This window comes from Pseudonocardia sp. NPDC049154, assembly GCF_040648315.1.
Lineage (GTDB): Bacteria > Actinomycetota > Actinomycetes > Mycobacteriales > Pseudonocardiaceae > Pseudonocardia.
Genome location: NZ_JBEZDN010000078.1, coordinates 1 through 19754, shown reverse-complemented (window position 1 = coordinate 19754; position 19754 = coordinate 1). Strand labels below are relative to the sequence as shown.

Here is a 19754-nt window from a genome sequence, read left to right as displayed (position 1 = left end):
TTCCGCGACACGCCTCGAACGGGTGTGCGAGGAAATGTCGGGGCTTCGAACTACCGTTCGCCCCGTGACCGCTCCCCAGCTCTCGTTCGACGAGCTCGGCACCCCGTTGCGCGAGGTGACGTTCGTGGTGCTCGACCTCGAGACCACCGGCGGGAGCCACGAGCGGGACGGGATCACCGAGGTCGGCGCCGTGAAGGTGCGGGGCGGCGAGGAGCTGGGCGAGCTCGGCACGCTCGTCGACCCCGGCACCGGCATCCCGCCGAACGTCGTGGCGCTCACCGGCATCACCACCGCCATGGTCCGCACCGCGCCGCGGCTGCCCGCCGTGCTGCCGTCCGTGCTGGAGTTCCTCACGGGGTCGGTCCTGGTGGCGCACAACGCCCCGTTCGACTCCGGCTTCCTCCGCTCGGCCTGCGAGCGACACGGGCAGGTGTGGCCGCGGCCGCCCGTCCTGTGTACCGCGCGGCTCGCCCGGGCCGTCCTCAGCCGGGACGAGTGCCCGAGCGTGCGGCTCGGCGCGCTGGCACGGCACTTCGGCACCCGCACGCAGCCGAACCACCGGGCGCTGTCCGATGCGCGGGCCACCGTCGAGGTGCTGCACCACCTGCTCGAACGGGTCGGGAACCTGGGCGTGCAGAGCCTCGAGGAGCTGCTCGCGCTCACCCGGGAGGCGTCGGCGCACCGGCCCACCCAGCGGCAGCGGCAGCAGCGCCACCTCGCCGAGCAGGTGCCCTCGGCGCCGGGCGTGTACCTGTTCCGCGGGCCGCGCGAGGAGGTGCTCTACGTCGGGACCAGCGGCGACCTGCGGCGCCGGGTGCGCAGCTACTTCACCGCGGGCGAGCGGCGCCGGCGGATCCGGGACATGGTGGCGCTGGCCGAGCGGGTGGACTCGGTCGTCTGCGCCCACGCGCTCGAGGCGGGCGTGCGGGAGCTGCGGCTGCTCGCGGCGCACAAGCCGAAGTACAACCGCCGCTCGCGCAACCCCGGCCGCACCTGGTGGGTGGCGCCGACGGCCGAGACCTTTCCCCGGCTGTCGGTGATCACCAGCGCTCGGGAGGGCGCGCTGGGCCCCTTCACCTCGCACCGCTCCGCCGCGACCGCGCTGGACACCCTGCTCGACGCCGTGCCGCTGCGGCGGTGCACGCAGCGGATCCCGGCCCGGGCCCCGTCCGCGTCGCCCTGCATGCTCCACGAGCTGGGGAAGTGCGGAGCCCCGTGCGCCGGCCTGCAGACGCCGGAGGAGTACGCCCCCGCCGTCGAGTCGCTGCGGTCGCTGATACACGGGGCGAGCGACGACCCGCTGCACCGCCTCGCCCGCGGGGTCGACGAGCTGGCGGGCAAGGAGCGGTTCGAGGAGGCGGCGGGCGACCGGGACCGGCTGGCGTCGCTGATCTCGGCGCTCGAACGGCGCCAGACGCTGGCCGAGCTGGCCGCCCAGCCCGAGCTCGTCGGCGCGCGCCCGGACGGGCGCGGCGGCTGGGAGCTCGCCGTGGTGCGGTACGGGCAGCTGGCGGCGGCGGACGTGGCCCGACGCGGGGTGCGGCCGATGCCCGTCGTCGAGGCGCTGCGGGCCGGCGCCCAGACGATCCTGCCCGGCGAGGGGCCGCTGCACGGCGCCCCGCCCGAGGAGGTGCGCCTGATCTACCGCTGGCTCACCACCGGCGGCACCCGGCTCGTGTACTGCGAGCCGTGGTCCGAGCCGGCGCGCGGCGCCGCCCGGTGGAGCCGGTGGGCGCTCAAGGCCCGGGAGGGCACGGAGGCCGGCCGCAGCGCCGTCGAGGTGCTGGCGGGGAGGGGGTGAGCCGGTGGCTCAGGTCGAGCCGACCGAGAAGGCGGCCTCGGTGTCGGCGCGGGAGTAGGAGCGGAAGGCGATGTGGGTGTCGGTGTGCTGCACGCCGTCGACCTTGGAGATCCTCCCCGCGATGAGGTCGGCGAGCTGCTCGTGCTCGCGGACCTTCACGATCGCGATCAGGTCGACGTCGCCGGCGCACGAGTAGACCTCGGCGACGCCCTCGATGTCCGCGATCGCCTGTGCGGTCTCGGGGATCCGGTCGGCGAGGGTGTGGACCAGGACGATCGCGGTGATCACGGGCTCTCCTTCTCACGAGGCCTCGGGGCGGTTCGCTGCGGAGGCTAGTGCAGCGGGGTCCACCCTGCCGCGATCCACACCGGGCCGTGATCGGCGGGTGGCGTTTGTACCACCGCCGGACGTGCGTGCACCCGGTGGGCGGCCCGTGCGGGGCGCCCACCGGGTGTGGGTTCGTGCTCAGCCGGAGGTGCGGGCGTCGAAGGACGAGGCCCGGGTCGACGACGCGGCCGGTGCCGCCTCGGTCAGCGCGCCCTCGCTGGAGGGCTCGTCCCCGGACGAGTCCCCATCGGACGATCGCCCGTCGGACGAGTCCCCACTGGACGACCGGTCACCGGACGGCTGGTCACTGGAGGAGTCGCCCGTGGACGGGTCCCCACCGGACCGATCGTCACCGCCCGTGGCGGGTCCACCGGCCGCCGGGCCCGTGCCCGGCTCGCCGGCCGCGGGCTGACCCGCGCCGTCGAGCGAGTAAATACGCACCCAGTCGATCTCGTAGCTGGCCTCGCGCATCCCGCCGCCGTGGAAGTTGTCGAACTGGATGGTCAGGTGCCCGGAGGGCATGTCCTGGATGTTCTTGCGGCCACCGGGACCCGCGCCGTCCTCGAGCGTGTACCACTCCTTGCCGTCGATGTAGCCCCGCACGTGGTCCGGGGTCCACTCGAAGGCGATGTTGTGCCACTCCGACAGCGGCGCCCCGCAGTCCTCCTCCTCCAGGAACTCCTGCTGCACCGGCATGTTCGGGTGCGGGTAGTGGATGAAGGCGTTGGCGCACTCCTCGCCGGGCGCCTGGTTCTCGAGGAAGTCGTACTCGCCGTCCTGCGGCCAGCTGTCCGACTCCGGCCACACGATCAGCAGCGGGTGGTACTCCTTGCCCGAGTCCCCCGTGTTGAAGGAGCGGACGCGCGCCTCCCAGCGGCCGTACTGCTGGTCGAGCTTCGAGGCGAGCCAGCCGGTGTCGCCGTTCTCGCTGCCCTTCTGGATCAGCTTCTCGCCGTCGACGGTGCTGTTGGCGCCGCAGCGCTTGCCGTTGCCGTTGTGGCCGGCCCAGCACCCGTTGATCGTGTCCCACTTGGCGGAGTCGGGGGCGCCGGTGTAGTCGAACTCGTCGGACTCCGGCAGCGGTGTGCCCCAGCCGTACTTCTCGGCGGCGGTGGTGGGCTCGGCCGGGACCGGCGGCACCACGACGGGCGGCACCGTGACGGGCGGCGCCACCACCGGCGGCGTGGCGACCGGCGGCACGCCGGGCGGCTGCTGCACCGCGACACCACCGGGCCCGGCGGCCGTGCCGCCTGTCGGCGGGGCGGCGGGATCCGCGACCGGCGACGGAACGGGCACAGCAGCGGAGGCTCCCGGGGCGGCAGCACCGGCGGCCGGAGCCGTTCCGGCGGCCGGAGCCGCAACAGGTGCGGATCCCGAGGCCGGGTTCGCGACCGGCGCTGTTCCCGAGGCGGGGTCCGTGGCGGCGGCGACGGGGGCCGCTCCCGAGGCCGGATCGGTCACCTCGCCACCCACTGGCGAGACGGGCGCTGTCCCGAACGTCGGCGCGGCAGCTCCAGGGTTCGCAGCCGGTGCAGCGGGCGCCGCAGCCGGGGCCGGTGGGATGCCCGCGGCGGGCGAGGTGCCCGCGACAGGAGCGGTGGCCGCGACAGGTGCGGTGGCCGGAGCAGGTGCGGTGGCCGGAGCAGGTGCGGTGGCCAGGGCTGCGCTCGCCGGGTCGCTCGCCGGAGCCGCGATCGCCGGAGCGGGCTGAGCCGGCGCAGCCACGGGGGCGACGCCCGCTGTGTCCGCAGCCGGCACACCTGCCTGCACGTTGCTCGGAGCCTGCGCCGCGACGTCGGTGGTTCCGGACGACAGCAGTCCCGTCTCGGCGGGAGCCGGAGCGGTCGGCCCGGTGGCCGCGGTCTCCCCGGCGGTGTCGTGAGCGATCGCGACGCCGGGCCCGATCAGGCCCAGGGCACCGACCGTCGCGATCAGAGCGAGGTGTCTGCGGGTTCGGAGCTTCATCGGATCGCCTTTCGCCTGCACCCCCGTCGCCCGGGCGGGCAACCCGGTCCGGCGGACTCGTGACTCTGCGCGATGCGCCCGTCACTACCCGCCGCACCGCGTGGTGTCGTTGAGGTAGGTGGTGCTGGCGTGAATCATGGTGCCGATGTCCGCTTTCGGTCACCGCAGAGCAGGCAAAGCCCCTCGAAGGCGTGACACCGCCCCCGGTCGGGCGTCACCCGGTGCAGCGAGCACCCGCGAGAGCCGTCGGAGCGCGAATCACCCGTCTGAGCAGCGTGTCTGACGCAGAGTCGCGGACACGGTCACCACCCGTGAGCTCGCGCGCCAGCGACACCAAGCATCGGCGATCACTGCCCTGAGCCAGCACTCCCGACGGCCTCGGCGCACACCATGATCACCGCGAAAGTGACAGGACGGCCGGCGGAACAGCCCTCACGTATCACTGAGAACGATCACGAAGTCGGTCCCCGCACGACTCGGAGAGACCGACAGCGCGCGCCAGGGCACAGAACCGCCGAGACGGGACGAATGGACCGCCTCTGCCCGATCCCCAGCTCCCGCCAAGATCACTGCGAGAGCGACAGGATGGTCGACGGAGCAACGCTCCCGTCCCACCCGGAACGATCACGAAGCCGGTGAGCCCGACTCGCGGGAGCCACAGCGCGACTCGCGAAGCGACAGCGACCGCCCGCCCCGCCAGCTCCCGCCAGCTCCCGCCATGATCACTGCGACAGTGACAGGACGGTTGGCCGAGCAGCACTCGCGTATCACTCGGAATGATCACCTGGTCCAGGATCGTGCGACTCGCCGCAGGCCACAGCGCAACTCGCGAGGCAACCGCGACCGCCCGCCCCGCCAGCTCCCGCCATGATCACCGCGACAGTGACAGGACGGTCGGCGAGGCAGCACTCCCGTCCCACCCGGAACGATCACGAAGCCGGTGAGCCCGACTCGCGGCGGCCACAGCGCAACTCGCGAAGCGACAGCGACCGCCCGCCCCGCCAGCTCCCGCCATGATCACCGCGACAGTGACAGGACGGTCGGCGAGGCAGCACTCCCGTCCCACTCGGAATGATCATGTGGTCCAGGATCGTGCGACTCGCCGCAGGCCACAGCGCAACTCGCGAGGCAACCGCGACCGCCCGAGCCGCCGACCCCACGATGATCACTGCGACAGTGACGGGACTGTGGGAAGGACAGCACTCACGTATCGATCAAAACGATCATGGTGTCGAGAGGCAGAGCGCAACGCGGAGGTGGGTCGGTGCACCCGACCCACCCCACCTACCCCTTGAGCCGCGTGGAGACCTCGGCCCAGGCGCCGAGCAGTCGCTCGGCCGCGCCGGAGTCGATCGCCCCGGCGGCGCGCTCGAGACCTGCCGCAAGGGCGGCGTCGAGGTCGGTCACGGGGCCGTCGTAGGCCGCGAGGGCGCCCGCGGCGTTGAGCAGGACCGCCTCGCGGACCGGCCCCTGCTTGCCGGCGACGAGGTCGCGGGCGACCTCGGCGTTGGCGCGGGCGTCGCCGCCTCGCAGGTCCTCCCGGGTGGCGGGGCCGATGCCGAGGCGGGCCGGGTCGACGGTCGCCCGCCGCACCTCTCCCCCGCCGGCGATCCAGACGGCACTGGCGGTGGTCGTGGTGAGCTCGTCGAGGCCGTCGTCGCCCCGCACCACGAGGGCCGAGGCCCCGCGCCCGGCGAGCACCTCGGCGATCACCGGGGCGAGCCGCGGGTCCGCACACCCGACGAGCCCGGCCGACGGCTGGGCCGGGTTGGTGAGCGGGCCGAGGATGTTCATGGCCGTGGGGACGCCGAGCTCGCGGCGCACCGGGCCGGCGTGCCGCATCGCCGGGTGGAAGACCGGGGCGAAGCAGAAGGCGATGCCCGCCTCCGCCACACAGCTCGCGACCGCGGACGGCGGCAGGTCGATGACCACGCCGAGCGCCTCGAGCACGTCGGCCGCCCCCGACGACGAGGACGCCGCCCGGTTCCCGTGCTTCACCACCGGCACCCCGGCGGCCGCGACCACGATCGCGGCCATGGTGGAGATGTTGACGGTGTTGGCCTGGTCCCCGCCCGTCCCGACGATGTCGACGGCGCGACCCGCGACCGTGACCCGGTTGGCGTGGTCGAGCATCGCCGCGGCGAGCCCGGTGATCTCGGTGGCGGTCTCGCCCTTCGACCGCAGCGCGACGAGGAACCCGGCGAGCTGGGCCGGCGTGGCGTCGGCCGACAGCACGCGGTCCATCACCCACGCCGTGTCCTCGGCGGCGAGGTCCTGACCGGAGATGAGCCGGCCGAGCACGGCCGGCCAGGTCTGGTCGGCCATCAGCGGCGGACGGGAGCGCTGTCCCCGGCCCCGTTCCCGCCCTCGAGGCCGCGCAGCACCTCGGCCACCGTCTCGGCGGCGGTCAGCGGGTCGAGCGGGTGCACGAGCACGGCCTCGGCGCGGGACCAGGTGGCGAGCCACCGGTCGTCGGCGCGGCGCACGGACACCACGATCGGGGGGCAGTCGGCGATCTCGTCCTTCAGCTGCCGGGCGAGTCCCAGGCCGCCGGTCGGCTGCGCCTCGCCGTCGAGGATCGCGAGGTCGACCTCGCCGGCGTCGCACGCCGCGAGGACCTCGGCGACCCCAGCGGCCTCGACGTAGCGGATCCGGCCGAGATCGGGCGCGGGCCGCCGCCCGACGGCCGTCACGACGGCCTCCCTGACCTCGGGACGATGGCTGTAGACCAGCACGTTCCAGGTCCGCCGCCCGGACGACGCGGACGGGCTCGTGCTCGCGGGGAGGCTTCCGGCGCTGCTCACCCGCCGCATACTAGTCAGCACCCTCACACCCGTGGGCGCGCCCGCGCGGGAACCCGGAGGGGCTGGTGAGGCGTTGTCGCGGTGCCGTTCGACCGGTTCTCCCTGACGAAGTGGGTATCCCGACAGGCTGTAGAAGTTCGCGTGGGGTCATAATGCCCGCGTGACGACAGCGGCTCCCAACATCAGCGCGCGGATCCACTCGCTGAACCGACCGAACCTGGTCAGCATCGGCACCATCGTCTGGCTGTCCAGCGAGCTGATGTTCTTCGCCGGTCTGTTCGCGATCTACTTCACCGCGCGCGCCCAGAACGTCGGCGAGTGGCCCCCGCCGCCGACCCACCTCGACGTCCCCTACGCCTTGGTCGTGACGATCGTCCTCGTGGCGTCGTCGTTCACGTGCCAGTTCGGGGTGTTCGCCGCCGAGCGCGGCGACGTCTTCGGCCTCCGGCGCTGGTACACGCTCACGCTGCTCATGGGCACGTTCTTCGTGCTCGGGCAGATCAACGAGTACCACACGCTGGTCACCGAGCACGAGACGACGATCTCGTCCAGCGCCTACGGCACGGTCTTCTACATGGCCACGGGCTTCCACGGTCTCCACGTGACCGGCGGCCTGATCGCGTTCATCTACCTGTTGATCCGCACCAGGCTGAGCAAGTTCACCCCGGCGCAGGCCACCGCGGCGATCGTCGTGTCCTACTACTGGCACTTCGTCGACGTCGTCTGGATCGGCCTCTTCGCCGTCATCTACTTCATCCGGTAGCGGACCCCGCTCCCCGGAAGCACCGAACGCCGACCGTGAGGGTTAGACGCCGACGATGACCACCGAGACCACCACACCACCCGCGCCCCGGAAGCGGCGGCCGCACGGCAAGATGCGGCGCAAGTTCGCCGGCCTCCTCGCGATCGGCGTCGCCCTGCTCGCGGTCGGCGGCGGGTACACGCTGTTCGCCCCCAACGCCGAGCAGAACCAGGCGATCGCCCAGCCCGACGCCGCCCTGGTGGCCAAGGGCCAGGAGCTGTACAACGCCGCCTGCATCACCTGCCACGGCTCCAACCTGCAGGGTGTCGCGGAGCGCGGCCCCAGCCTGATCGGTGTGGGCGACGCCGCCGTCTACTTCCAGGCCTCCTCCGGCCGCATGCCGCTGGCCCGCCAGGAGGCCCAGGCGGGCCGCAAGCCCCCGCTGCCGCAGTTCGACCCGGACACCGAGGAGGGCCGGGCGAACCTCGACGCCCTCGGCGCCTACGTCCAGGCCAACGGCGGCGGCCCGGAGACCCCCGCGCAGACCGGTGCCGCCCTCCGCGGCGACGACCCGGCCCGCGGCGGCCAGCTGTTCCGCCTGAACTGCGCCTCGTGCCACAACTTCACCGGTGTCGGCGGCGCCCTGTCGTCGGGCAAGTACGCCCCGACGCTGTCCACGCCCTCCGAGGAGCAGATCTACACCGCGATGCTCACGGGCCCGCAGAACATGCCGAAGTTCGGCGACCGGCAGCTCACGCCGGAGGAGAAGCGGGACATCATCGCGTACGTCAAGTCCGTCACGAACGGCAACAACCAGGTCGGCGGTTACGACCTCGGGGGCCTCGGCCCGACGACCGAGGGCGTGGTCATCTTCGTCGTCGGCCTGACCGCCGTCGTCGGTTTCGCAATGTGGTTGGGAGCGAAGAATTGAGCGCCACCGACGCAGGGTCGTCGACCCATCCCACCCGCCCCTCCCCGGAGGAGCTCGAGGGGATGAGCCAGGAGGAGCTGGCGCGGCTGGCCGGGACCCTCGACGACGTCGAGGTCGTGCACAACGCACCGAAGTGGCCGGTCAAGGGCACGCGCGCCGAGAAGCGCGCCGAGCGCACCGTCGCCACCTGGTTCCTCCTGTCGGCGCTGTCGGCCCTCGGCTTCATCGTCGCGTTCATCGCCTGGCCGCACGAGTACGTCGCGCCGGGAGCGCCCGGCTACGGCTGGTACGCCTCGTACACCCCGGCGATCGGCTTCCTGTTCGGCTTCACCGTGCTCGCCCTGGGCATCGGCGTGATCGCCTACGTGCGGAAGTTCTTCCCCGAGGAGGTCTCGGTCCAGCAGCGGCACGACGGCCGCTCGGACGAGGTCGACCGCCGGACGATCATCGCCCAGCTCGTGTCGGCCGGGAAGTCCACGGACATCGGCCGGCGCAAGCTGATCACCCGCTCCGCGGGCGCCGCGGCCGGCATCTTCGGCCTCGGCCTCGGTATCGCGGCCCTCGGCCCGCTCATCCGCAACCCGTGGAAGGGCGGTGACCAGGCGGCCCTGTGGGTCACCCCCTGGGCCTCGAAGGGTGGCGAGACCGTCTACCTGCGCCGCGACACCGGCATCCTCGGCGAGATCTCGCGGGTCCGGCCCGAGGACATGGAGCCGGGCTCCATGGAGACGGTGTTCCCCTACCGGGAGTCGGAGCGCGGCAACGAGGAGGAGCTGCTGCACGCGCAGCGCGCCTCGGACACGCCGGTCATGCTCATCCGGCTCCGCCCCGGCACCGAGACGATCAAGCGCCAGGGCCAGGAGAACTTCCACTTCGGCGACTACTACGCCTTCTCGAAGGTGTGCACCCACCTGGGCTGCCCGACGTCGCTGTACCAGGCGCAGGACAACCGCATCCTGTGCCCGTGCCACCAGTCGCAGTTCCTCGCGACCGAGTACGCGCGCCCGGTCTTCGGTCCCGCGACGCGCGCATTGCCCCAGCTGCCCATTACCGTGGACAGTGAGGGTTACTTCGTGGCACGGAGCGACTTCATCGAGCCCGTCGGACCGGCATTCTGGGAGCGGAGGCCATGAGCGCCATCACCACACCCGTCACCAAGTCCGGTGGCCCGAAGAGCAAGGCCGTCGCCGCGCTCGACGAGCTCGACGAGCGGCTGCACCCGGCTGCCGGGCTGCGGAAGCAGTTCAACAAGGTCTTTCCCACGCACTGGTCGTTCATGCTGGGCGAGGTGGCGCTCTACAGCTTCATCGTCCTGCTGCTGTCGGGCATCTACCTCGGGCTCTTCTTCGACCCGTCGATGACCGAGGTCGTCTACAACGGGCCGTTCGACAACATGCGCGGCATCCACATGTCGCGCGCCTACGAGAGCGCGCTCGAGATCTCCCTGGAGGTCCGCGGCGGACTGTTCGTCCGGCAGGTCCACCACTGGGCCGCGCTGCTGTTCGTGGCCTCGATGGTCGCGCACATGTTCCGCGTGTTCTTCACCGGCGCGTTCCGCAAGCCGCGTGAGACGAACTGGATCATCGGCCTGGTCCTGATCCTGCTGGGCATGCTCGAGGGCTTCACCGGCTACTCGCTCCCGGACGACCTGCTCTCCGGCATCGGCCTGCGTATCGCCTCGGGCTTCATCATGTCGATCCCGCTGATCGGCACCTGGGCGCACTGGCTGCTCTTCGGCGGCGAGTTCCCGGGCATGGAGATCATCCCGCGGCTCTACATCGTCCACGTCCTGATCTTCCCGGGCATCCTGCTCGCGCTGATCGGCGTGCACCTGGCGCTGGTCTGGTACCAGAAGCACACCCAGTTCCCCGGCCCCGGCCGCAAGGAGACCAACGTCGTCGGCGTCCGGATCCTCCCGGCGTTCGCGGCCAAGGGCGGCGCGTTCTTCGCGATCGTCGTCGGTGTCATCGGGATCATGGCCGGCATCTTCCAGATCAACCCGATCTGGAACCTCGGCCCCTACGACCCCTCGCACGTCTCCGCCGGGTCGCAGCCCGACTGGTACATGCTCTTCTCCGAGGGCATGGCGCGCATCTTCCCGCCGTGGGAGATCTACCTGTTCGGCCGCTACACCATCCCGGCGGCCTTCTGGGCCACGGTGGCGTTCCTCCCGGTGCTGTTCGTGGTGGCGGGCATCTACCCGGCGCTCGAGCGCAAGATGACCGGCGACCACGCGCTGCACAACCTGCTGCAGCGCCCGCGTGACGTCCCCGTCCGCACGTCGCTCGGCATCATGGGCATCACGTTCTACGTCTGGCTGGTGCTCTCGGGCGTCAACGACTGGATCGCCTACTTCTTCCACGTCTCGCTGAACGCGACCACGTGGGCGGGCCGTATCGGCCTCCTGGTGCTCCCGCCGATCGCCTACTGGGTGACCTACCGGATCTGCATCGGGCTCCAGAAGAGCGACCGGGCGGTGCTGGAGCACGGCATCGAGACGGGCATCATCCGGCGGCTGCCGCACGGCGAGTTCATCGAGGTCCACCAGCCGCTGGCGGGCGTCGACGACCACGGCCACCCGGTCCCGCTGGAGTACCAGGGCGCCCCGGTGCCCAAGCGGATGAACCAGCTGGGCTCGGCCGGCTCGCCGGTCGCGGGCTCGCTGCTCGGCCCGGACCCCGTCGAGGAGACGGTGGCCCTCGAGCAGGCCCGCGCCGACAACCACCACCGCGAGCTCGAGGAGCGCGACCGGCGCGCCCGAACCGCGGAGGAGCTGGAGCTGGCCGGCCGGCCCGACGCCGGGCGGCCGAAGGACCAGACCGACTGACGGTCCGCACGTCCTGACGACGAGGAGGGGTCCCGCACGCGGGGCCCCTTCTCCCGTTCTCGGGGCGGACCTCCCGGCGGGTCACCCTGTCCGGGAGGCCAGGTGTCACACGCCACGCGCGGCTGCTAACGTGGCCGACGTGCGACTCGCAGCGATCCTTCTCGCCGCGCGCGCAGGGCTCGTAGTAGCCCAGCGCGTCGGCTGAGCCAGGCTGCCGTCGCGCCCCCGCGGGACCTCTCGCCCCGCCCTCCCCAAGCCGAGAACCCTGCCGAGACCTGGCTCGCGTTCCCAGCAGCTCCACGAACGCATCCCCGGAGTACGTCCCATGAGCATCACCATCGACCGGCCGAGCGACATCCGCACCGCCCCCGCCGCCCGCACCGCCGGCTGCCGCATCCTCCGCCGCCACACGATCGTCACCACGCACGGCATGGACGGCGTCCTGCTGGTCGCCGCCGAGCTGCGCGCCTGCGGTGGCCTCGTCAAGGAGATGGCGGTCGACGTCCGGGAGGGCGTCGGCTGCAGCGAGCTCACCTGCTCGGTCAGCATGACCGCGGAGGAGGCCGCGGAGTTCGCGACCCGCCTCCGCGCCCTGCCGAGCGTCGAGTCCGTCGACCCGTACTAGGACGCCGGGGCGCCGGTCCGGCCGCGGGCTGCGGCGAGCATCTCGCCCAGCTCGGCGACCTTGACCCGCTCGGCCCCGCCGCGGGCCTCGCCCAGGCGCAGCTCCTCGGCGTCGAGCCGTTCCCAGTCGGACCAGGTGACCGGCTCGATGCCGTAGGCCTCCAGCCGTTCGACGACGGATCCCGGGTCCGGGTACTCCGGGTCCGGGAGCGTGTGGAGGTCGTCGAGCAGCGAGGCGACGGTCTCCACGGCGTCGTGCTTGTTCGTGCCGATCACGCCCGTGGGGCCGCGCTTGATCCAGCCGGTCACGTAGGCCCCGGGCACCGGCCGGTCGCCGTCGACGACCCGGCCGGCGTCGTTGGGCACGATCCCGTTGCGCTCGTCGTAGGGCAGGCCCGGGATCGGCTCGCCCGAGTACCCGATCGCCCGGACGACCAGCCCGGCCCGGAGCGTCTCCTCCTCGCCGGTCCCGACGACCTTCCCGTCCCGCACCTCGTTGCGCTCGACGACCATGCCGGCCACCCGGCCGCCCTCCTCCAGCAGTCGCACGGGCGTGCGGAGGAAGTGCAGGTGGATGCGCCGGGGCGCGTCGCCGGGGGTGTGCGCGCTCCACTCGGTGAGCAGGGCGAGGTTCTGCTTCTGCCGCCGGTCCATCTCGTCGACGACGGCGTCCGGGATCCCCGCGGCCAGCACGCCGTCGTCGTGCACCAGCACCTGCACACCCTCGAGGTCGCCGATCTGCCTGAGCTCCGCCGGGGTGAACTTGACGTGCTCCGGCCCGCGCCGGATCACCACGTGGACGTCGGCGACCGCGCTGCCGCGCAAGGTCTCCAGCACTTGGTCCGGCACGTCCGTCCCCGCCATCTCGGCGTGCCCGCGGGCCAGCACCCGGGCGACGTCGAGGGCCACGTTCCCCGCCCCCACCACGACGACGCCGGGGTGGTCGAGCAGCGGGTCGAGGTCGACGAAGTCCGGGTGCCCGCAGTACCAGCTCACGAAGGCGCCGGAGCCGTGGCTGCCGTCGAGCTCCTCCCCCGGGATGCCCAGGGCGCGGTCCACCGAGCTGCCCGAGGCGTGGACGATCGCGTGGTAGTGCTCGCGGAGGACGTCGAGCGGGATCCCGCCCTCCCCGACGCGGACGTTGCCGAGGAACCGGACGCGGGATCCGTCGTCGAACGGCTTCTGCAGCACCCGGATGACCGACTTCATCTTCACGTGGTCCGGGGCGACGCCGTAGCGGACCAGGCCGTACGGGGCGGGCAGCCGGTCGAGCACGTCGACGTCGACGGGGACCTCGGAGGCCAGCAGGGCGGCCGCGGCGTACAGGCCGGACGGGCCGGCCCCGACCACTGCCACTCTCGGTTGCGCGGGCATCTCGGGCGTCACTGCTCCTCGCGCGCCCCCGGTCGACGGGGTCCTCCGGCGCTCGGCGGCTGCCGACGACCGGTGCTGACCGGGGCGCAGGTGGTGGGAATGCGCGTCTGTCCGGCCCAGTATCGCCCGCCCCGCAGGCCGCGCGGGTGAGATCCGTCACGCGCGTCCGGCCGGGCGGTCAGCCGGCGAGCTCCTCGCTGCTGCGGAAGACCCGCCGGTAGTCCGCCGGCGCGACGCCGACGACCTTGCGGAAGTGGTGGCGCAGCAGGGTCGCGCTGCCGAACCCGCAACGGGCGGCCACGGCGTCGACCGAGAGGTCGGTGTCCTCGAGCAGGCGCCGGGCGTGCAGCACGCGCTGCCGGGTGAGCCAGCGCAGCGGGGTCGTGCCCGTCTCGTTCACGAAGCGCCGTGCGAAGGTCCGCTCGGACATGGTGGCGCGCTTCGCCAGGTCCGCGACCGTGTGCTCGACGTCGAGGTGCGTGAGCATCCAGTCCAGCAGCGGCCCGAGCGAGTCGGCCGAGCACTCCGGCACGGGCCGGTCGATGAACTGCCGCTGCCCGCCCTCGCGCTGCGGCGGCACCACCATGCGGCGAGCGATGCCGTTCACGACCGCGCTGCCGAGCTCGCGGCGGACCAGGTGCAGGCAGGCGTCGATGCCGGCGGCGGTGCCGGCGCTGGTGATGAGGTTGCCGTCGTCGACGTAGAGGACGTCCGGGTCCACCTCGACCGTCGGATAGCGCTCGCGCAGCTCGTCGACGCTGTGCCAGTGGGCGGTGACCTTGCGCCCGTCGAGCAGCCCGGCCTCGGCCAGCACGAACACGCCGGAACAGACGGTCAGCAGGATGGCGCCCGCCGCCTCCGCGTCACGCAGAGCCTGGAGCGCCTCCTCCGGGAACTCCCGCAGGCGGGTGGCGGGCACGGCGACCAGGTCGGCGCCCCGGAGCCCGTCGAGGCCGTGCTCGGGCACGACCTGCACGCCCCCGGTGGTGCTGACCGGCTTCCCGGCCTCCACCCCGCAGACGCGGTACTCGAGGACCGGCAGGCCGTCGTCGGAGCGGTCCATGCCGAACACCTCGCACAGCACCCCGAACTCGAACACGGCGAGCTCGGGCATGACCAGCACGGCAACGCTGCGCAGCATGGGCGCCAGCATACTGGCGGCATCTTTGCGTAGGGTGTCTTCTCTGCCACTTCTGGCAGGAACTGATGCGGAGCAAACTTCCTGCCATGACCGCATCGATCCTCGTCCTCGCCGCCCTCGTCGTCCTCGGGTGGAGCCTCGTCCGCGCCCACCGGGACGGCCGCCGCCGCTTCCGCCTGGCCCAGTTCCGCCCCGCGGCGCCCTTCGCCGGGCTGCTGCCGGCCGACCGCGACCGGGAACGCCTGGTCGCCGACCTGCGGGCCCTGCCCGACTCACCGGCCGACATCGAGACCCGGCTGCGCATCTAGATTCCGTCCCCGACGGGCCGGTCCCGAGCAGGGCCGGCCCGTCGGTGTGTTCGGGCCGATCCTCATGCCAGGTGGAACTCCGTGAGCCGCTCCGCCTCCTCCGCCACCTCCCGCGCCGCCGCGGCGGGCAGCGCCGCGAACGGCGCCGGCACCACCCGCCCCTCGGTGAACCGCCAGGTGCCGGCCACCCGGCCGTCGACCAGGAACGTCGGCGTGGACTGCGGCATCCGCGTGGCGAACACCTTCTCCCGGTGCTCCGGGGGCAGGATGCCCGCGCGCGTCGCGTGCCCGAGCAGCAGGACCGCGTCGAAGGTCGAGAGGAACCGCACGGGCGCGGGCGTGTCCGCCGCCGGGATCGGCAGCCGCGGCAGGTCGACGAGCTCGCCGCCCGCCGGGTCGCGGAACCGCCGGGTCTCCAGCCTCGCCAGCACGGCCCGTGCCTCGGTGATCGTCCAGCCCGCGTACCGCGCGACGTCCTGCGCCGACGCCGGCCCGAACCCGCGCAGGTAGCGCTCGGCCAGCAGCTCCTCGCCGCGGGCGCGGTCGGCCCCGCTCGCGGGCACCCAGTCCTCGGCCAGCCCGTACACGTGCGCGCGGGGCGACTCCCAGGTACCGGCGGGCGGCACCCGCACGAGGTCGAGCCACAGCTGGACGCCCTGGAAGGCGACCTTCGGGAACCCGTCCGCCGCGAGCAGCGCGACGATCTCGGCCTGTTTGCGCGGTCCGTCCGCCAGGTACCCGCGGACGACCGCGGCGACGGCGGGCATGTCCAGGCCCGCGGCCTCCTTCTGCGCGCGCAGCCACCACCGGCGCCGCGGCTCGCGCACCGCCTCGGTGAGCGGGGCGAGGTCCGCCGCCGACACCATGTGGATGGTGCAGCGCATGACCCACGCCTGGACGATCCGGCGCCCGGTCAGCGCCTCGGTGAGGTCCTCGCGGCGGAAGTCTCGCAGCCGCGACCACAGCCCGACGTAGCCCGACGGCGCGTACTGCGTCTGCAGCCCGCCCACCCGCTCGACGGCACGCACCGGCCCGCACCGGGCCCGTTCCAGCAGGAGCTGCCGCGCCAGCAGCGCGCGGTTCAGCTCACCCCACGACAGCTCCCGCTCCCCCACGCCCGGCAGCGTGCCATCCGGGACCGACAGAACGGGAGGGTCAGCCCGGCGAGACGGCCAGCCCGGCCGCGGGGATCGGCAGGCCGAAGCGCTCGCGCAGGGTCCGCAGCGGGGTGCGGTGCGCCCGCAGCAGCGGAACGACGTCGTCGGCCACCTTCTCCAGCCCGCGCGGCCGGGCGGGGAGGAACACGACCCCGTCGGCGCCGGCCCCGGTGAGCTCGCGGGCGAGCGACGCCAGCCCGGCCGAGCCGGAGTGGTGGAGTCCCTCCCCCGCGCCCACCCCGACGTCGACCAGCACGCGCAGCGTCCCCGGGTCGCGCCCGGCCTCGGCGGCCGCGCCCTCGACGTCCAGCCGGCGCATCGTCGCCTCGGCGACCGTGCCCGCCGAGATCCGCACGACGTCGGCGCTGCGGGCCGCGACCGTCAGCGCCTCGGGGGCGTCGGCGCGGACCACGACGACCGGCTCGCCCTGCGGCGACCGCGGCACCGGGATCCGGCCGCGCACCTGCACGAACTCCCCCTCGAACCCGTTGCCCCCGCCGGTCCGGAGCCGGTGCGCCACCTCGACGACCTCCGCGGCCTCGGCCCACAGCTCCCCGGGCGGGGTGGGCGCGACCGGCGCCGTCACCACGGCCTCCCACCCGGCCCGGCCGAGCGAGGCGGCGTCGAGCGCGGCCACGGCGTCGTGCAGGGCGACGGGGTCGGCTCCCGTCACGGGCACCTGCGGCACCAGTCCGGTGCCGGGCACGCCCGGGGCCACCCGCGTGGCGATCGCGAGCGCGTCGAGCGGGACGGGGCCGAGGCCCGGCCCGGCGGGATCCACGAGGAACAGCACGTCGACGCCCCGGGCCGTCAGCGTCACCCGCTCCAGGAGCCGCCCCGGATCGGCGCTCTCGCCGCACGGCTGCACGCCCAGCACGATCGGTCGCTCGGCCACGGGTCCCCCTCGCTCGGTCTCAGGGCCACCATCGCAGCACGGGCCGGTCCCGGACGCCCGGCGGGGTCACCCCCGCAACCCCTTCAGGTCCGCCTCGACGGCGGCGGCGCAGGCACGCAGGTGCGGGAGGGCCTCGTCGCGCAGCCAGGCGGTGCTGTTGCGCAGGGCGTGGGTGCTGACGTTGGCGGCCGCGACCACGGTGCCCGCCGCGTCCCGGATCGGCACCGCGACCGACCGCAGCCCGTCCTCCAGCTCCTGGTCGACGAGGCAGTAGCCCGCGGCGCGGACGTCGCCGAGGACGTCCCGCAGGGTGTCCCGGTCGGCCACGGTGCGGTCCGTCAGCGGTTCCAGGGCGCCCAGCCGGGCGTCGAGCTCGGCCGGTGGGAGGGCGGCGAGCAGGATCCGGCCCATCGACGTGGCGTAGGCCGGGAACCGCGTGCCGACGGTGATCGACACGGCCATGATCCGCGCGGTGGCGACCCGGGCGACGTAGACGACGTCGCCGCCGTCGAGCACGGAGACCGAGGCCGACTCGTGCACCGTCTCGACCAGCTCCTCCAGGTGCGGGGCGGCGAGCTCGGGCAGCGACAGCGCCGAGAGATAGGAGTAGCCCAGCTCCAGCACCCGCGGGGTGAGGGCGAAGAGCCGCCCGTCCGTGCGGACGTACCCGAGCTCGACGAGCGTGAGCAGGAAGCGGCGCGCCGCGGCGCGGGTCAGGCCGGTGGCGCGCGCGACGTCGGACAGGGTCTGCGCCGGGTGCGCCCCGTTGAACGCCTTGATCACCGACAGCCCCCGGGCGAGGGACTGGACGTGCTCGGGGCGCAGGGCATGATCGGTCTGGTTCATACGGTGGTTCTCGGGCGCGTTCACCGGGCCTCCAGGATGCGGTCGACGAGCTCGCCGGCGTGGCCGGTGTCCGGCTCGCCCTCGGTCGTCAGGGCGAGGTTGCGGCGCATGGCCTCCGGGTGCACCTGCAGGCCCTCCAGGCTGGTGCGCAGCCGGGCCGCCGCACCGCCGGTGACCGCGAGCAGGTCGGTGAGCGTGCCCCACTCGGCGTGCCAGGCACCGGCCGCGCGCTGGTGCTCGTGGTCCATGGCGGCGAGCAGCGTCGCGACCAGCCCCGGGGCCCGGCGGGCCGACGCCCGCGCGGTGATCGCCGCGATCGGGTTCCGCTTGTGCGGCATGGACGACGAGTCGCCCGGCGCCGCCTCCGAGACCTCGCCGACCTCGGTCTGGGACAGCAGCACGACGTCCGTCGCGGGCTTCGCGCACGCCCCCGCGGCCACGCCGAGGGCCCCGGCCAGCGTGCCGATCCGGGTGCGCTCGGTGTGCCACGGCACCCCCTGCGGGGCGAGCCCGAGCAAATCGGCCACGGCGTCGGCGACCGCCGGCCCGTGCGGGTGCGAGGCGGCGAGGGTGCCGGCCGCGCCGCCGAACTGGACGGGCAGGGCGTCGACGCGGACGGCCAGCTCGCGCGCGGCGGCGTCGAGCCCGGCGGCCCACCCCGCGGCGACGAGCCCGAAGGTCGTCGGCAACGCCTGCTGGCCGAGGGTGCGGGCGATGGTCGGCGTGTCGCGGTGCGCGGCGGCGAGCCGGGCGGCGGCGTCGGCGACGGCCCGGAGGTCGGTCAGCACGGTCGGTGCCGCCCGACGGACGAGCAGCACCAGCGCCGTGTCCATGACGTCCTGGCTGGTCGCCCCGGGGTGGACCGCGCCGCTCGCCCCGCCGGCGGCCTTGCGCAGCAGGCGGGCCAGCGGGATCACCGGGTTGCCGCCCTCGACGGCCTCGGCGGCCAGCTCGCCCGGCACGTCCGGATCCGTGGCCAGCCGGTCGGCCGCAGCGGCGACCTCCTCCGCGTCGTCGGGCCGGACGAGGGCGTAGCGTGCGGCGGCGCGGGAGAGTGCCACCTCGACGTCGAGCAGCGCGCGGACCCACGCGGTGTCGCCGAGGTGCGCGGCGACGGCGTCGGTGCCGGAGAGCGGCGCGAGCAACCCCGTGTTCGTCATGCGCACGACCGTACGGCATGCGCCCGGGATGGTCAGGGACTCGCTCGGGGACAATGACCCGGTGACCCGCCCCCGCTACCGCACCGTGCTCCTCGACCTCGACGGCACCCTCGTCGACTCCGCCCCGGGCATCCTCGGGACCCTCCGCACCGCCTTCGACCAGGTCGGCGTGCCGTGGGACGACACCGTCATCGGCCGCCACCTGCTCGGCCCGCCGCTCTACGAGTCGCTGCCGCCGCTCGTCGGCGGGGGGAACACCGAGAAGATCCTCGCGCTGTACCGGCCGCTGTACCGCGAGAGCGGCCTGCTCAAGTCCACCCCGTACCCCGGCATCGAGGACCTGCTCCGCGCCCTCGTGGCCGCCGACGTGCGGCTCGGGCTCGCGACGAGCAAGGCCGAGCCCGCCGCCCGCGAGATCCTCGCCAACCAGGGCTGGACCGAGCTGTTCACCGCCGTCACCGGCGACACGGTCGACGCGCAGCGGCCGAGCAAGGCCGCCGTGGTGGAGGAGGCGCTGCGCCGCCTCGACTCCCCCGCCCCCGACGAGACGATCATGGTCGGCGACCGCCTGCACGACGTCGTCGGGTCGGGCCGGCACGGCGTCTCCTGCCTCGGCGCGGGCTGGGGGTACGGCGATCCCGGCGAGCTCGACACCGCCGGCGCGATCGCCGTCTACGCCACCGCCGCCGACCTCCAGGCCGCCCTCCTCGCCTGAACCCCACTCCCACACGCACGAACGGCGCTCTCTCGCTCACCAGCTCTGAGTAGCCCTGTGTCAAGCCGCTCGGTGTTGATGGGCTTGGGCGGCGCGGTGTCTGGCGGGGTCGTAGGGGGTGTTGGTCTGCCAGCATT

General features: G+C 73.7%; 18 protein-coding genes. 8 read left to right on the top strand and 10 right to left on the bottom strand.

What is annotated here, in order from left to right:
- Window positions 1-34: 34 nt before the first annotated feature.
- On the top strand, window positions 35-1801 hold the full coding sequence (locus AB0B41_RS28900) for a DEDD exonuclease domain-containing protein (RefSeq protein ID WP_358208825.1): 1767 nt from the start codon (window positions 35-37) through the stop codon (window positions 1799-1801).
- 9 nt (window positions 1802-1810) lie between these two features.
- On the opposite strand, the gene AB0B41_RS28895 is transcribed toward AB0B41_RS28900, so the two are convergent.
- The 4 genes from AB0B41_RS28895 to AB0B41_RS28880 form a co-directional block, all read right to left on the bottom strand.
- Window positions 1811-2089, bottom strand: coding sequence for an Lrp/AsnC ligand binding domain-containing protein (locus tag AB0B41_RS28895; protein WP_037041250.1), 279 nt, complete (start codon window positions 2087-2089; stop codon window positions 1811-1813).
- Window positions 2090-2266: 177 nt separating this feature from the next.
- The gene (locus tag AB0B41_RS28890) at window positions 2267-3346 is read right to left on the bottom strand and encodes a glycoside hydrolase family 16 protein (protein WP_358208823.1); all 1080 of its coding nucleotides are present in this window, start codon (window positions 3344-3346) and stop codon (window positions 2267-2269) included.
- A 2031-nt stretch (window positions 3347-5377) separates the two neighbouring features.
- On the bottom strand, window positions 5378-6418 hold the full coding sequence (gene trpD / locus AB0B41_RS28885) for an anthranilate phosphoribosyltransferase (RefSeq protein ID WP_358208821.1): 1041 nt from the start codon (window positions 6416-6418) through the stop codon (window positions 5378-5380).
- A complete protein-coding gene (locus tag AB0B41_RS28880; protein ID WP_358208859.1) occupies window positions 6418-6828 on the bottom strand; it encodes a hypothetical protein in 411 nt (136 codons plus the stop codon). Before AB0B41_RS28880 ends, trpD begins: the two co-directional genes overlap by 1 nt.
- Before the next feature lie 262 nt (window positions 6829-7090).
- Here AB0B41_RS28880 and AB0B41_RS28875 point away from each other — a divergent pair, with 262 nt between their 5' ends.
- The 5 genes from AB0B41_RS28875 to AB0B41_RS28855 all read left to right on the top strand — a co-directional run bounded on the left by AB0B41_RS28875 (window position 7091) and on the right by AB0B41_RS28855 (window position 12022).
- Window positions 7091-7660, top strand: coding sequence for a heme-copper oxidase subunit III (locus AB0B41_RS28875; protein ID WP_051736903.1), 570 nt, complete (start codon window positions 7091-7093; stop codon window positions 7658-7660).
- A 55-nt stretch (window positions 7661-7715) separates the two neighbouring features.
- Entirely contained in the window at window positions 7716-8570 is an 855-nt protein-coding gene (locus tag AB0B41_RS28870; RefSeq protein WP_358208819.1) for a cytochrome c, read from the top strand.
- A complete protein-coding gene (locus AB0B41_RS28865) occupies window positions 8567-9703 on the top strand; it encodes a Rieske 2Fe-2S domain-containing protein (protein ID WP_358208817.1) in 1137 nt (378 codons plus the stop codon). Before AB0B41_RS28870 ends, AB0B41_RS28865 begins: the two co-directional genes overlap by 4 nt.
- On the top strand, window positions 9700-11397 hold the full coding sequence (locus AB0B41_RS28860) for a cytochrome bc complex cytochrome b subunit (RefSeq protein WP_358208815.1): 1698 nt from the start codon (window positions 9700-9702) through the stop codon (window positions 11395-11397). The genes AB0B41_RS28865 and AB0B41_RS28860 overlap by 4 nt, the downstream gene beginning before the upstream one ends.
- A gap of 325 nt (window positions 11398-11722) precedes the next feature.
- Window positions 11723-12022 carry a hypothetical protein gene (locus tag AB0B41_RS28855; RefSeq protein WP_358208813.1) on the top strand — a complete coding sequence of 100 codons (300 nt, stop codon included), beginning with the start codon at window positions 11723-11725 and terminating at the stop codon, window positions 12020-12022.
- Here the strand turns inward: AB0B41_RS28855 and AB0B41_RS28850 are convergent.
- Both AB0B41_RS28850 and AB0B41_RS28845 read right to left on the bottom strand, forming a co-directional pair.
- Window positions 12019-13395 (bottom strand): FAD-dependent oxidoreductase, encoded by a 1377-nt coding sequence (locus AB0B41_RS28850; protein WP_358208812.1) that lies wholly within the window; start codon window positions 13393-13395, stop codon window positions 12019-12021. The two genes, AB0B41_RS28855 and AB0B41_RS28850, sit on opposite strands and share 4 nt — an antisense overlap.
- Window positions 13396-13573: 178 nt before the next feature.
- Window positions 13574-14536 (bottom strand): helix-turn-helix domain-containing protein, encoded by a 963-nt coding sequence (locus AB0B41_RS28845; RefSeq protein ID WP_358208810.1) that lies wholly within the window; start codon window positions 14534-14536, stop codon window positions 13574-13576.
- 86 nt (window positions 14537-14622) lie between these two features.
- On the opposite strand from AB0B41_RS28845, the gene AB0B41_RS28840 reads away from it, so the two are divergent.
- Window positions 14623-14844, top strand: a complete 222-nt coding sequence (locus AB0B41_RS28840; RefSeq protein WP_358208808.1) for a hypothetical protein — start codon at window positions 14623-14625, stop codon at window positions 14842-14844.
- Window positions 14845-14906: 62 nt separating this feature from the next.
- Here the strand turns inward: AB0B41_RS28840 and AB0B41_RS28835 are convergent, their stop codons facing one another.
- From AB0B41_RS28835 to AB0B41_RS28820, 4 genes are all read right to left on the bottom strand, one after another.
- A complete protein-coding gene (locus AB0B41_RS28835) occupies window positions 14907-15959 on the bottom strand; it encodes a winged helix DNA-binding domain-containing protein (RefSeq protein ID WP_358208807.1) in 1053 nt (350 codons plus the stop codon).
- Between the two features lie 40 nt (window positions 15960-15999).
- On the bottom strand, window positions 16000-16896 hold the full coding sequence (locus AB0B41_RS28830) for an LLM class flavin-dependent oxidoreductase (RefSeq protein ID WP_358208805.1): 897 nt from the start codon (window positions 16894-16896) through the stop codon (window positions 16000-16002).
- Between the two features lie 66 nt (window positions 16897-16962).
- Window positions 16963-17742 carry an IclR family transcriptional regulator C-terminal domain-containing protein gene (locus tag AB0B41_RS28825; protein ID WP_358208803.1) on the bottom strand — a complete coding sequence of 260 codons (780 nt, stop codon included), beginning with the start codon at window positions 17740-17742 and terminating at the stop codon, window positions 16963-16965.
- Between the two features lie 20 nt (window positions 17743-17762).
- The gene (locus AB0B41_RS28820) at window positions 17763-18902 is read right to left on the bottom strand and encodes a lyase family protein (RefSeq protein ID WP_358208801.1); all 1140 of its coding nucleotides are present in this window, start codon (window positions 18900-18902) and stop codon (window positions 17763-17765) included.
- A 61-nt stretch (window positions 18903-18963) separates the two neighbouring features.
- Between AB0B41_RS28820 and AB0B41_RS28815 the strand changes: the two genes are divergently transcribed.
- Entirely contained in the window at window positions 18964-19617 is a 654-nt protein-coding gene (locus tag AB0B41_RS28815; RefSeq protein ID WP_358208799.1) for an HAD hydrolase-like protein, read from the top strand.
- Window positions 19618-19754 lie beyond the last annotated feature (137 nt).